8 protein-coding genes and 1 riboswitch are annotated in these 12,774 nt (G+C 59.9%); of the genes, 1 reads left to right on the top strand and 7 read right to left on the bottom strand.

The features are described from left to right. Positions 1 to 372: 372 nt before the first annotated feature. Entirely contained in the window at positions 373 to 774 is a 402-nt protein-coding gene (locus tag SFUM_RS18220; RefSeq protein WP_011700324.1) for a hypothetical protein, read from the bottom strand. A gap of 231 nt (positions 775 to 1,005) precedes the next feature. Next, the gene (locus SFUM_RS18215) at positions 1,006 to 2,217 is read right to left on the bottom strand and encodes a Tm-1-like ATP-binding domain-containing protein (protein ID WP_011700323.1); all 1,212 of its coding nucleotides are present in this window, start codon (positions 2,215 to 2,217) and stop codon (positions 1,006 to 1,008) included. Positions 2,218 to 2,654: 437 nt separating this feature from the next. On the opposite strand from SFUM_RS18215, the gene SFUM_RS18210 reads away from it, so the two are divergent. After that, complete coding sequence (locus tag SFUM_RS18210) at positions 2,655 to 3,818, top strand: MFS transporter (RefSeq protein WP_150109557.1); 1,164 nt, start codon at positions 2,655 to 2,657, stop codon at positions 3,816 to 3,818. 717 nt (positions 3,819 to 4,535) lie between these two features. Here SFUM_RS18210 and SFUM_RS18205 read toward each other — a convergent pair. The 5 genes from SFUM_RS18205 to SFUM_RS18180 all read right to left on the bottom strand — a co-directional run bounded on the left by SFUM_RS18205 (position 4,536) and on the right by SFUM_RS18180 (position 12,549). Next, positions 4,536 to 5,516 carry a flippase-like domain-containing protein gene (locus tag SFUM_RS18205; RefSeq protein ID WP_011700321.1) on the bottom strand — a complete coding sequence of 327 codons (981 nt, stop codon included), beginning with the start codon at positions 5,514 to 5,516 and terminating at the stop codon, positions 4,536 to 4,538. Between the two features lie 97 nt (positions 5,517 to 5,613). Continuing rightward, complete coding sequence (locus tag SFUM_RS18200) at positions 5,614 to 7,062, bottom strand: sulfotransferase family protein (protein ID WP_244148128.1); 1,449 nt, start codon at positions 7,060 to 7,062, stop codon at positions 5,614 to 5,616. Between the two features lie 1,293 nt (positions 7,063 to 8,355). Continuing rightward, on the bottom strand, positions 8,356 to 9,009 hold the full coding sequence (locus SFUM_RS18195; protein ID WP_011700319.1) for a hypothetical protein: 654 nt from the start codon (positions 9,007 to 9,009) through the stop codon (positions 8,356 to 8,358). A 574-nt stretch (positions 9,010 to 9,583) separates the two neighbouring features. Continuing rightward, positions 9,584 to 9,673, bottom strand: a riboswitch (cyclic di-GMP riboswitch). Positions 9,674 to 10,386: 713 nt separating this feature from the next. Next, a complete protein-coding gene (locus SFUM_RS18185; RefSeq protein WP_011700317.1) occupies positions 10,387 to 11,217 on the bottom strand; it encodes a substrate-binding domain-containing protein in 831 nt (276 codons plus the stop codon). 489 nt (positions 11,218 to 11,706) lie between these two features. Continuing rightward, positions 11,707 to 12,549 (bottom strand): SIR2 family NAD-dependent protein deacylase, encoded by an 843-nt coding sequence (locus tag SFUM_RS18180; RefSeq protein ID WP_011700315.1) that lies wholly within the window; start codon positions 12,547 to 12,549, stop codon positions 11,707 to 11,709. Positions 12,550 to 12,774 lie beyond the last annotated feature (225 nt).

The raw sequence follows: 12,774 nt of genomic DNA, 5'->3' as shown, positions 1-12,774 counted from the left end.
CGCCTCGGCATTCGGAAACCGCAGAACGGCCGGTGCGCTCATGGAACGTACCGTACTTGTGCAAATTGTCAAGGAATTTGTGCGGCTTGCACTTCGGCCGCGGTGAAGTTTTCCAGGGGGAGCAAAACCGCGAACGGCACGTCGCGCGTCTTTGCCCCACGTGCAAAAGCGAACGTGCATTCGCGGAAGGACGCCGGAAATGCACCGGATCGCGCGAGCCGCGCATTTTGTCCCGAAAGGGCCTTCCGCGTCCCGGCGGTTCTAAACCCGCGTCCTGAAGGGCCGGGAAGGCTCAGCCGCCAACCGTTTTCGGAACCGTCGAAGGAAGCTGTCCCGCGCCCGGGACACACGACAGGCAGGGAACCCAACCCCTCACAGAACGCTTTTCGAGCTCCGAAGGGAACCGGCAAACAGGCCGATGCCGCCCACCAGCAGGACGAGAATGGTCAGCAGGTCGAATGCCGACATGTTCTGCAGGTGGAACCGGGTCTGCGCAATGACGCCGAATCCAAGCATCACCAGGGATGCGCCCGCCAGCAGCCAGCCGATCAGGCTGCTCCGGTCGTAGAAGATCAGGCCCACCCCGAAAATGAAGGGGACCAAAACCATCCCGCTGGTGATGCCGACCCCCCAGAAACTGAAATACTGGTAGCCAAGCCCGAACCCGACACTCACGTGAATGTTGTGCAAAAAGAGGTATCCCCCGGCCACCATCATGATGAGTCCGATAAAGAATCTCCCGATTCCCCCCTCCGTACCGCCGGCACCGCGCATGCGCTCCTCCTGTCGCCGCCTCATCCCTCGCCGTGTTTGGACTGTCCCGCAATCGAGCACATTACACCGAATGCGGCCCGCAAGACACTATTTTTGCGCGCCAAGGCCAATCCGGCCGGAAAACCGCAGGCTTCGGACTCCATCGCTCCAGTGGTAAAAAGCCGCTTCAGAATGTCCCCGCGCGCAACATCCACGGCGTCGCCCCCTCCTCTTCCGCTCAGGACGCCGGGGTTACAGGTCAAGCATGTTCAGAAGGGTCAACGCCACCTTTTCCGCAAATTCCGGATCGTTGATATTGTTGTCCATTTCGATCACCGGGATGGATGGCTTCAGATTCTTCTTGATGCTCTCGAAGCAGGCGCGATCTGCCTTCGGATCCCGGAAACAGCCGCCTTCGCCGCCCAGCGCGGATACCCCCTTCAAGGGCAGCAAAACAGCGACCGGAGCCGTGGCGGCGTTTGCCGCGGCGGCGATGATTTCGCCTATGCGGGCGTTTTCTTCGACGTTCGTGCGCAGCAGGGTGACGTTGGGGTTCAGCCGGTAGAGGTTGCGCCTCTTGTATTTCTCCGGCACCGTTTCCATTCCCGGGAAGTTGGCCGTGTCCACGCATCCCGGGACCAGAACGGTGGGGATACCTGCTCGGGAAGCCGCCATGCACCGGTCCGATCCGGCGTTGAACACGCCTCCGCACACGAAATCCGCAAGCTCCGTGGTGGTGATGTCCATCGAACCGACCACAAAACCGTCATCAACGAGGCTTTCCATGGTCCTGCCGCCGGCCCCGGTGGTATCGAACACCAGCACTTCGTACCCCATTTTCTCCATAACGCTGCGCGCGCGGTCAACACAGGCCGTCGTGTTCCCGGACATCGATGCCGCAACGAGAGGCTTCTCATCGAACGCCCGCGGAATCTCCATTTTCACCATTCCGGCAATCGCCCCGGCGGCATTGGCGAAAATTCTGCGGCTGATTCGGTTGATCCCGGCAATATCCACGATCGACGGGATGAAGGTGATGTCCTTGGTGCCCGCGTAGGTGCTCACGTCTCCGCCGCCCACCGTGGACACCATCACCTTGGGGAGACCGACCGGAAGGGTGCGCATGGCGGTTGTGGCCACGGATGTCCCCACGGCGCCCCCCATCCCGATGATCCCGTGCAGCCTGCCTTTTTCGTACAGTCCGCGCACGACGACCGCCAGCCCCGCAGCCATGGTATTCACGGCCTCATCCCCGTGCTCCCCGGATGCGAGCCCGGCCGGCTCCCCTCCCGCCGCCGCCGCCACCTCGCCGCGCGTGACGTTCGGCTTGAACGCCGGCTCACCCGTCATGCCGCAATCAACCACGAGGGTTTTCAGACCTTCCATTTCCACCAGGTCCCTGATGAAAGCGACCTCCTCCCCTTTGGTATCCAGCGAACCGACGATCACTACCGCTTTTTCCATCGCATCCTCCCCGAAGTGACTCTCACGCTCCCGTTGAGATTCTGAGATTACGAATCGGCAACGCGCGTCCCGATCATGAAATCCGGCCGATACGCCAGGCCCCTTCCGGTTTTGCGCCCTCCGGCGCTCGCGTTGCGGCGGACGGCGCTCGAGACGCAAACGAGACATCGTCCTCCGGTCGCCGATCGGTGCCTGGAACAGCTCGAAGAACATTACAAAGACTCTTGTCTAATGCGTTTTGGAGGTGTAGCCTTCCTGGTCTGATTGACGATTCGGAATCGCTTCTCAAAAAGACAAGACAAATTGCTGCCCCCCGGGACGGGCTTCGGTGTGAAACAGGCCGGCGGAAAGCTCGTCAGGCCGCCTTCGGCGGGACATGCCCGAAATCCGGAGCCCCCGCGACGGGCAGGCGCCCGAAAACGATCGGCATGGAAGTCATGAGCCAGTTCAACTTGAAGATCCTGCTTCTTCTGTCTTGCGGTCACATGGTGGTCGACATCTACCAGGGGGCGCTCCCGGCCATTCTGCCCTTCCTCAAGGACAGGCTGGACCTCAGCTACACCGTTGCCGGCACGATCTTGATCGCCTCCAACCTGACGTCGTCGGTGATCCAACCCCTTTTCGGGTTTCTTTCCGACAAGAAAGAAAAGGCTTACCTATTGCCGCTGGGCACGTTCGCCGCGGGAGCGGGATTCTCTCTTCTCGCCGGCGCCGGTCACTATCTGCTGATTCTTCTGCTGGTGGCGATCAGCGGATTCGGAATCGCCGCTTACCATCCGGAAGGTTTCAAGACGGCCCGTTTTTTCACGGGACAGAAGATGGCCACGGGCATGTCCGTCTTCGCAGTGGGCGGGAATTTCGGAAACGCGCTCGGTCCCATCATCGCCCTGTCCATCATCAACTACTTCGGGTTCTCCTCCCTGCCCTGGATGTTCCTGCCGGCCGCCGCCTTCACAATCGGCATCATCGCCCTGCGCAAGAGCGTGGCCATTCCCGCAAAGGACCGGCCCGCGGTTGCCGAAAACACTCCCCCGATTCCCCGGCGTGCGCATCGCGCCATGATCGTCATCATCTGCGTCATCATCATGAGGACATGGACGCAGATCGGCCTGATGACCTATATTCCCTTCTACTACATCGACGTGCTGAAACAGGACCCGGTTTTTGCCGGGAAGCTCGTGAGCATGCTGTTGCTGGGCGGAGCTTTCGGAACCCTTGCCGGCTCGCCGCTCGCAGACCGCTGGGGACACCGGCTCTGGCTTCGCTTCTCGATGCTCGGGAGCTTCTTTCTGTTTCCCCTTATCTTCCATCTCCAGGGCTTCCTGCTCTCGGTCGCCGTGACGCTTTTCGGGGCGGTCCTCATCTCCACCTTCTCGGTGACGGTGGTGATGGGACAGAACCTTCTGCCGCGCAACCTCGGTGTCGCATCGGGTCTCATCGTCGGCTTCGCGATCGGCGCGGGCGGAATCGGAGTGACCCTTCTCGGGATCCTCGCCGACCATTTCGGGGTCCCTTTCGCCTTTAAGTGCATCGGTTTCCTTCCCCTGGCCGGGTTTCTCATGAGCCTGCTCCTCGAGTATCCTTTGAAGAAAACCGCCTGATACGAAGTTACCTAGAAAATAGACTCCCTCGGGAGCCTGTTTTCATGCTTCGCGGGTGTCGCAGGGGGCATGGATAATTGCGTTCAAGATGGGTCTTTCAAGCACAAAAGAGCGGGGGAATGATTCCCCCGCACCCCCCCTAGTTTCGGCCACACGCGCAAGCGCGTGAGGCCGAGTGCTCGGCGCTGTCGGCGACTGGCCGAAGGCCGCCGCCGCAGCGCCACACGGAGCCGCGAAGCGGCGAGGGGGTGTGGGGGATACGTCCCCCACGCTTTTAGAGTATCATTTTGAACGCAATTATCCATGCCCCCTGCGACACCCGCGAAGCATGAAAATGGACTCACCCGGGAATCTATTTTCCAGGTAAATCCGTATGAGGCCGTCGCGGGGCGTCCTCCGTCGGATCGGGACAAGACCGGCAAAGGGGCTGTAACCGGCCGGGGAGTTGGCCGGTATTGTCCGAGGCCGGGGCGGGCGGGACAGGCGGCGTTGAATTTCCTGAAACGCGGAAGGATTCGGGGTTCGAAGCGCATTGGAAGGAGGGACTCGTTGCGTTGCGGCGCGGGCCGGCATTCGGCAGGACCGCGGCGCCCCCGCGATTTCCGGCGGCGTTCCGGAAATCCGGGCGGCGGCGGGTATTCCGCTCCCACAGGCGGGGCGACCTCTTTGCCAAATCGCCGTTGCCGCGGATGGAACCGCGGAGTGACCCTGACTCGATCACTTCTCCCGCGCCAGCACCACCAACCCCAGCGAAAGCCAGAAAGCTTCCCGGATGCGACGCAGGATGCCGAAGGCCGCCCCGAGGGCCGCTCCCAGGTTGAATCCGAGGGAAAGAAGGACGCCGCCGCCATCCTGCACTCCAATCGAGGCGGGGATGAGAAACCCGACGGCCGCAAAGAGCATGACCAGTGCATCCAGGCACACGGCAAGCCCCCAGCTGATGGGATGTCCCAGCAGCTGGAACACCAGGTAGACCTCCACGGCCTGGGCCGCCCAACTGGCGAGAACCAGCACGAAAGCCAGCAACCCGCGCCTCGGATACAAACGGTAGAATTCCGCAAGAAAGGCATCCAGCTTGGCCAGCTCCGATTCCTTCGCCCTCAGGCGGTCCGGGCAAAGGCGCAGCCGTTCCAGCAACCGGACGCCCATGAGGCATGGGCCCCTGCTCTGCAGGTAGACAAAAGCCAGCCCGCCGGCTCCCAGCAACAGTGTGCCGAGGCCGAGCACTTCCAGGTTCGAGGAGGTGCCGTGGACCAGAAACGGAGCCAGGACCAGGCCGAGCACAATATAAGTCACCAGGCCCAGGACCAGAATGCCCCTCTGTATAAGCACCGAGGCCGTGGCTTCCTCCCAGGGCACCCCCGCGGCGGTCAGGCGCACGGCCTTAAAAGGCTCTCCCCCCATGGTGGCCGTCGGGGTTAGCTGATTGAGAGATTCTCCGGCAAGGCGCAGCATGAAAAGCCTGCCCAATGACGGTCGAACTTCCGATGTCAGCAGCAGTACGCTCCAGGAAAGCGTCACCAGGAGATTGAGCAGACCGTACGGCAACAGGACCAGGGGCCAGTAGTACCCGATCCGGATGAACTGCCGGCTGATGTTGTCCCAGCCGATTTCATTCAGCATCCAGAACAGGAAGACCAGGGCGACGGCCAGCAAGATCAAGGTCACCCATCGCATGGGGTTGCGGGGCAAATCCATCCTTTTTCATCATCCTACATCGCGCGGCGGCATGCCGTCCGAAAACCGTCCTCCCGCGGCTTCACCGTCATTTCGAAACGCCCGGCGCACCCCGGCTTCATCGATGCGTTTCGGGCATGACATCAAAATAGTCGGTGTAGAACCGAAAGCATCGTGCCAGGGCATCGGGATCGAAACCGAATTCCTCGAGCGTGTAATGGTGCACACCGTGCTTGTTCATGCGGTGTCTTCCGGCAAAGGCCCTCATCGCCTCCTCGGCCTCGGGCGTAAGCTGCATCCCGAAATGGTCGTAGATGCGGCGGACCATCGCCACGGAATCCCGCACGAGGTCGACATACCCGACATCGAAAAACCGGTTCCGCAGGGCCGGGTGTTCTTCACGAAACCGGATGGCCGATGCCGCGGACCCCTCCCAGCGCCACTTCACTTCCTCGCCGAGTTGAGCCTTGTCCAGGCGATCGGTGAACGCCCCGCGCAACACGGCGGTGAAGCTGGTGCAGGAAGGCATCACCTTGAGCGGGTCCCTGTGGGTCATGATGATGCCCGCATCGGGATAGACCTGCAGGAGCGCATCGAGCGAGACCAGGTGACTGGGCGCCTTGAGCACCCAGTGCGTTCCGGGGCAGCGCCATTGCAGGTGCTGGAGGAATTTCCGGTGCCATTCGTAGGCCGGGCGTTTATCCGCCCTGTCGAGCCAGTTCCGATACGAATACACGTAATACATCGAATCGAACACGTAACTGATGAAAGACAGTCCGGTGATGGCGATGCACTCCTGGGGAAGCGTCGCCTCGATCAGGTGGACGGTGTTGAAATCAGGCATCAGAACGTCGATCCACCGCAGTTCCTTTTCAGTCCTGGCGATTCGCGGGTCGGTGCCATAAGCGGCTTTCTCCGGCGGAGGAGAAGGGTGCATCACTTCCCATACCTGCGGCGACCGGGCGGCCGGGTCCTGGGCCAGCAGCGCATGGAGAAAGGTCGAACCGGTTCTCGGCAGCCCCGTGATGAACAGCGGGCGTCGAATGACCTCACCGGATATCTCCGGATGACGCTTCACGTCTTCCACCAGGCGCAGCCGGTTCCGCAGGGTGCGGACAATGTCGTTGCGCACGCAGACCCGTCCGATGAAGTTCAGTTGCGCGTCCGCCTCCAGCGACCCGAGCAGAATTCTGAAGGGCTCACGGAAGGAATCCCCTCCAAAGTCGACCAGGCCGGTCGTTCGGCGGGCGCGCGCGAGCAGGCGGTCTTCATCCAGTCGCATCAGACCGTTGCAGGGAAACATCCGTGCGAGCGAATTCACGGCGCTCAGCAGCGGGTGCCGTTTCGGGAAAGCGGTCGCCTCCCGGACCGTCTTCCCGATGCTCACCGCGCGACTGCCGCGCTCCCCGCGCACGTCGCCCCGTGCGGGTTCTCCGCCGCCGGAACCGGTCGTCGTGCCGGACAATATTCCGGATTCATTGGTGTTTCCGGCCACTTTCTCCCCTTCGAATGTGAAGTCGGAACCCGCACCCCCGACATCCCCGACATCCCCGACATCCCGTTTCACGGGTGACAAACGAACATCCTATTCGATCGATAACAACAGCCCCGATCATCAAATGGCCCCACCCCGGCCGCGCGCCCGGCTCATCCATCTCCATGGTTCCCCGCCGGTTTGCCGCATACGACCTTTTATGCCAGGTTCAGGCTTCGCGGGTGACGCGGGCGCCATAGGCAATTGAGTTCAGGATGGCGGCATTGTGCGGGAGGACATAAAGCCCTCCCCTTATATGTCAGACCGGCACATCGGCCCATAGGGGCGGGATCTATCCCCGCCCGCCGGGCAGGTATTGGGTAATCTTGAACGCACCTCGGTCCCATTCCCGACGGGACACCGCGCGGCCTGCATCCGTATAGACCAAAGCGACCGTGCCGGCAACGAGCTTATCCGGAGGGGAGACACTTCGAGCCTCCAGCAACGGATAAGCGCCTGCTCTCCCACCCGCGGCAGATTCAAACGATCGTTTTAATTAAGCGATTGTTTTGCGTTATGCAAGCTAATTCTTTGCTTCGTCATGAATCGGCGTCGGGGTTTTGTGTCGGGCGCGGCACGCTCCCGAATCATCAACCGGTTGTCCCCGGAGCGGCACTTTCGATCGGTCGGCGGGGGGGATCGCCGCCCGTCCCCACACACCACCTTCCATATCGTTCCGTGCACAGGGAACCTTGATGGACTCCGCCAAAATCTCTCCGACCGCTCAAGGTACGACACAACGGACCCGCCAGCCCCGAAAAGCGGAGGACACCCCGCGCGATCACGCGGCGGACAGTATGTCCACAACCGATTCTCAGCAGGTTTCCGTCCACGGTATCGAGAATATTTGCGGCAGACCCTCCCACGCCTCATCCCGGTGAACGCCGGGGACCATCAATATTTCTCTCATTTTCCCCGGATTTCCGCCTGCGCGGGGATGAGGCCAATGGCCCCCTGCTTCGCGCTGTTCCCCGGATCGGGACAGCCTGTCACCCTGACGGCAACCATCCAAGGAGCAATCATTCACGGCAGTGTGTGTAGATCGACATTCCATACCGTTGCAAAACTTCAAGTACAGTTGTCCGCTTGTCCGGCATGCCCCGCTTGTGTGGGGTCGCCGTCAGCCAACCCGGGGGTTTGCCTGCGGCTTCCTTCAGATTCCTCCTCCCGATGGACGCCCTTGCCGTCCGGCTGACAGGTCCCCCTGTCCGGCCTTTAGAGGACTTGCACCTCCTGGTGAACGCGTCCTGCCGGGCGCGCAAAAAAAGGCAGGATCATTCCTGATCCTGCCTTTGAGAGTGTTCAGACTTGGCAGACCGACAGCTTCTAGTCCCCGTTCAACACATGGGGATTCCTGTGCTTGTGAGACTTGAGAGGTTTTTCATGATGCTCATACGTTATTAGATTATACTCGAAAAGATATGCTGTCGGATTCCAGTCGAGCATGCGAGGGCCGTTCACGCATTCCACGTCGTCGGAGAGCACAAGCCAGATTTTCGCACCCACGGCACCGGAAGGCTCCGTCGGATTGAAGTTTGCATCATATTCCGCCGGCAAACTCGTATTCAATTCGACATCGCCATGAATGTTGAGATTGCCGCTGCGGGGCGTGGTCCGGCCATGCCCAAGGCAAACCAAGCCGTTTCCCCGATCTCCCGGCCATGGGTCCGGATAGTAAATCAGTGTGTAGTTCGTCTCGGGAAGAAGCCCGCGTCCCGCAAAAGAGAACTTGAATTTGTCGCCCCACAGGCTGTAGTTCAATCTCCCCCATCTGCGGTTGTCGGGGAAAATGCGCCACGGACCGGTTCCCTCGTTCGGACAGCCGTATGAATCGTAACCTTCGGTGCCTATCAAGCTCTCATCACATTTCTGGTAGAGAAATAATCTCCCCGCCTTCGCTTCTCCATTCTGATCTGCCATCGCCAGAGACGAAACCATGGCAAACATCACGGCAATCACGAGAATCACGAATTTTTTCATGTTGTTCTCCTTTCGAGCGGAAATGATCTTTGAGCCTTCAAGAACTCTTGGCATCACATATTAGTTACAAATCCGAGTTTCAATGCGCTTGACCGGATTTATTTCCCCCCTGCGTCAAAGGTCGGGATCGGGGCCTGAATGGACCCCTCCAAAGGGCCTGTGCCTTGACTTGAAACTCCCTCGCGCCGTCATTCGCTAACGTTCACCACGTGGGAAAGGCCCTGGGGAACCATCTTCCAGCGGACACAATTGTCCGCCGCACCAATTCCTTGTGACCTGTTCTTCAAAAGGCTCGGTTTCCGGGCCGCCCAAACTGCTGAAGGGCAGGCCTTCACATAAACTCAAATCCTGTTGTTTTCACTATGAATAATGAATAGCCAATCATGGAAAAACGTTTCAGCTTGACCAGCAACGACCCCCGAAACGTACCCAGGAATTGGGTCGCGCTCCGAAGAACTTGCGGAGCAACCCACGCTCTCATAACACTGCGGAGTCGCGCTCCAACACACAATTGGCATGTCAACGGGGCTGGTTCACCTGTTTCAGGACACATTTGGATCGGTCATACGGCACCTCCGGCAACCCTGCCGCCCTATCCTCCCTCGGAAGACGTAGGCCAGTGGCTTTGCGTCCCACCCTTTCGAATGGTTTGCCTTTTTCGGGTTGTACATAGTCCAACTCAAGCGCATCATTACACAATACGGCGATGAAGGGATGAAAAAAGTCTACGCGCGCTGTGGGAAAAATTTGCAGTTCGCTATAATTATATAAAATATCTATGTTATTTTCGCGCACTCACCCTGCGTGATTTCCTGAAGGAAGGTAAAATCCCCTTTCCGGGAATAGCCCTTGCCCCCTGAAAGTCCGCTCCTGAACGATGATATGGACGTGACCCCTGATTCAATCAGTTTTTCTACCATACTCGAATCATTCCTGTCGATCATAAATTCCTGGATTTAAGCTTTCATCGACACGAGCGTTCCGGGAACGCGGGGCCGCATCTCATCCGATTCCCGGGCCCCCGGGCAACCGGGTTCACGGCTCCGGGTTCGATCCGTCCGATGTTTTTCTTGCCGATCCTCGAGACAGTTCCTCCCGGCCGGGCGCGTTCCCGCTCACCGCCGTCGGCGATTTGCATCCCGCGGCTCCCACGGCCCACGCCCGGAAACGAAAGCCTCTCCGTTGCCGAAGAGGCTTGATCCATCGGGGATTCCCACGGTAAGGCTCGAGGCGGGAGGATCGCGTTATTCCCGCACGTAAGAAGGGCACCGGCAAGGCTGCGCCGCCCGGTTCACGGACCATTCGAGACCGGTCCCCCGCCGCCGTCGGGAAAGGTCATGGGCGAGGCGGTTTGACCGATCCGTGGGCTCCGGTTTCTCACAGGGTCTGCTGCCCCCATCCTTTCGCCTTTATATATTCGATATACTTACTAATTTCAGTTGATACGCGGCTGTTGGAGTAGAGGTAATAAGGACGTCTGATCGGATAACTGCCATCGCTCACGGTGCCTCGACACGGCAGTACCGCCGGTCCATCGACGCCCGCCCTTATTTTCATGATCTTCGTTACGGCCTGCCCCGGACATTCAAGAGCATCCCGAATCCGCACAAAACCGATGGCTCCCGGAGTTCCGGAGACTCTCGTCATGACCCCGGCGAAATCGGGCATCACTTCAGCCCCTGACGCCAGAGGTTTGCCGAGGAAGTCCTCCTGCATGAAGACCAGTGTGCCGGGATGCTTCTCCCCAACACGGAAGACCTTCACGAGTGCCGGGGGCGCGCCGCATTCACTCCAGTTCGTGTATTCGCCGGACAGAAGCTTCTTGACCTGGTCCACGGTGAGATCGTTCAATGGGTTTGAAACGTGAGTGACAATCACGATGCCGCCGTACCCGATGAGGTTTTCCGTCAGCTCAACGCCCTTGGCTTTCGCGGCGTCCTTTTCAGCGGCGTTTATTTTTCTGGAGGCCAAGGCGACGCCGGTTTCTCCTCTCACCAACGCGGAAAAGACGGCATCCACGGTCGCCCCCCTGACGACTCTCACGTCCGTCCCCGGATTTTCTCTCTCGAACAACATTGAAAGGGTGTGAAGTCTGCCGAACATGCTGTCCGGACCCGTCACCCGTATGACGGTTTTGTCTGCGGCAGGCGCCATGGTAGCTGCGAGTACCTGGAGTGCCACCAAAAAAACCATGAACATCGCGTTCATAGCCGCCTCCTTGTCTGGTCGGTCTCTTCAGGAAAACCTGGCAGATCCACCCGAACCGTAAAAACAAAAAGACCCCTTTGAGGAATTCACAAACCTCGCAGGGGCCGGAGTCGGCATTTTCAATATCCGCCCTTTCATGGGCTTTCTCCTATAAATCACTCATTAATGATAATACTCCAATCTCAATCGCACAAGCTCCCCCCCTCGCCCACGAGGCAAGAGCATTGATTGGGTGTTTTGCCCGATGGTCATGTGGAACCGTTTTCATCCACGGAGAATGCGGACGGCAATCCCCCCACCGGGTATTCGGTCGCCATGCGGTTGTGGAAAGCACGCCGCGGACCACCGACAAGCCGAAGCATCGGGCGGGGCAGATTCCCGGCCACCCTCCGCGCGGGCCATTCCCGGGTTTCCCGACCGCTCCCGTCGGAGTCGCGGCGCCTCGCCGACCGGGACCCCGTTCCGTGAGTGTGGTGACACGGGGCTCACTCAGTGGAGCGCCTGGACAATACGGCGCACGCCCTCGGCAGCACCCAGAGGAATGGAAACGTGGGATGGTGCCGGAACCTGGTGATCGCGGGGATTGATGCGGATCAGAGTCCCCTTGAAACGTGCCGCCAGGTGTTCGGACTGATAGCGGACCGTCGCCACTGCCGTTCCCGCCCCCAGCTCGACAATCGCCAGTTTGCGGCGGGCATCCGACACTTCCTGCAGCCAGCGCCTCATCCGATCTCCCTGGCTGTGCGTGCGATCCGGATTCCACGACCAGTCTCCGAACATCAGGATATTCGGCCGTGCGTACCCGCCACAGCGCGGGCAGCGCGGCAACGGGTCCATGGCCAGGAAAGCGTCCTCATCGACGTGAATCTCCGTGCCGTGGGCGTCCCAGATATGGTCTCCGCAAGGTTTGGAACACTGGAAATGGTGAATCGAACCATGACATTCCTCGATCCGGTCCTCTTCGAATCCCGCCGCCTGGAAATGACCGTCGACATTGGATGTGAAGACGAAATACTTCCCGGGCACGGTCCGGCAAATCTCGAGCAGAGACCGGAAGCCTTCGTGGGGGCGTGTTGCGCGGTACAGATTGAGGCGGTGCCCATAAAAGGCCCAGGCCAATCCGGGATCGGTGTGAAACCAGCGGGGGTTCGCCATCTCCACAAACGATTTCCCCAGCCTGGCAATGGCCGGGTAGGCCTTCCAGAACCCCCGGTCGCCGCGAAAGTCGGGCAATCCGGAATCGACGCCCATCCCCGCTCCCGCTGCAATCAAAAGCGCTCCCGCATCGTTCAATACCGCCGCCGCCCGCTCGATGTCCTCACCAACGCTCATGCGATTGCCTCCCCGGCTCCGTCCAAGGTGAATAAGCGCTCCATCCCCGCGGCAATGCCCACCGCTTTGCGGGCGGGCGGGGTTCGGCGGGAGATGAGGAGCACCGGCCGAGACGATTTCAACTCAGTGGCCTTGCCTGGACAACCGTTCGGATTGATTTATCTTTCGCCCTATTGGATCTGTCTCTTGCGTCCTTAAAGGCTTTTCCTTTGAACAGTTGTGATC

It is taken from the genome of Syntrophobacter fumaroxidans MPOB, from assembly GCF_000014965.1.
In the GTDB taxonomy this organism is placed as follows: Bacteria; Desulfobacterota; Syntrophobacteria; order Syntrophobacterales; family Syntrophobacteraceae; genus Syntrophobacter; species Syntrophobacter fumaroxidans.
Note: the sequence above shows the minus strand (reverse complement) of the source record. Positions and strands in the feature narration are given on the sequence as shown.

Excerpts from the sequence above, each read along its gene's own strand:
- SFUM_RS18215 (WP_011700323.1), bottom strand. The coding sequence starts at position 2,217 with ATGGAAAAAGCGGTAGTGATCGTCGGTTCGCTGGATACCAAAGGGGAG.
- SFUM_RS18205 (WP_011700321.1), bottom strand. The coding sequence starts at position 5,516 with ATGGATTTGCCCCGCAACCCCATGCGATGGGTGACCTTGATCTTGCTG.
- SFUM_RS18185 (WP_011700317.1), bottom strand. The coding sequence starts at position 11,217 with ATGAACGCGATGTTCATGGTTTTTTTGGTGGCACTCCAGGTACTCGCA.
- SFUM_RS18220 (WP_011700324.1), bottom strand. The coding sequence starts at position 774 with ATGCGCGGTGCCGGCGGTACGGAGGGGGGAATCGGGAGATTCTTTATC.
- SFUM_RS18180 (WP_011700315.1), bottom strand. The coding sequence starts at position 12,549 with ATGAGCGTTGGTGAGGACATCGAGCGGGCGGCGGCGGTATTGAACGAT.
- SFUM_RS18210 (WP_150109557.1), top strand. The coding sequence starts at position 2,655 with ATGAGCCAGTTCAACTTGAAGATCCTGCTTCTTCTGTCTTGCGGTCAC.
- SFUM_RS18195 (WP_011700319.1), bottom strand. The coding sequence starts at position 9,009 with ATGAAAAAATTCGTGATTCTCGTGATTGCCGTGATGTTTGCCATGGTT.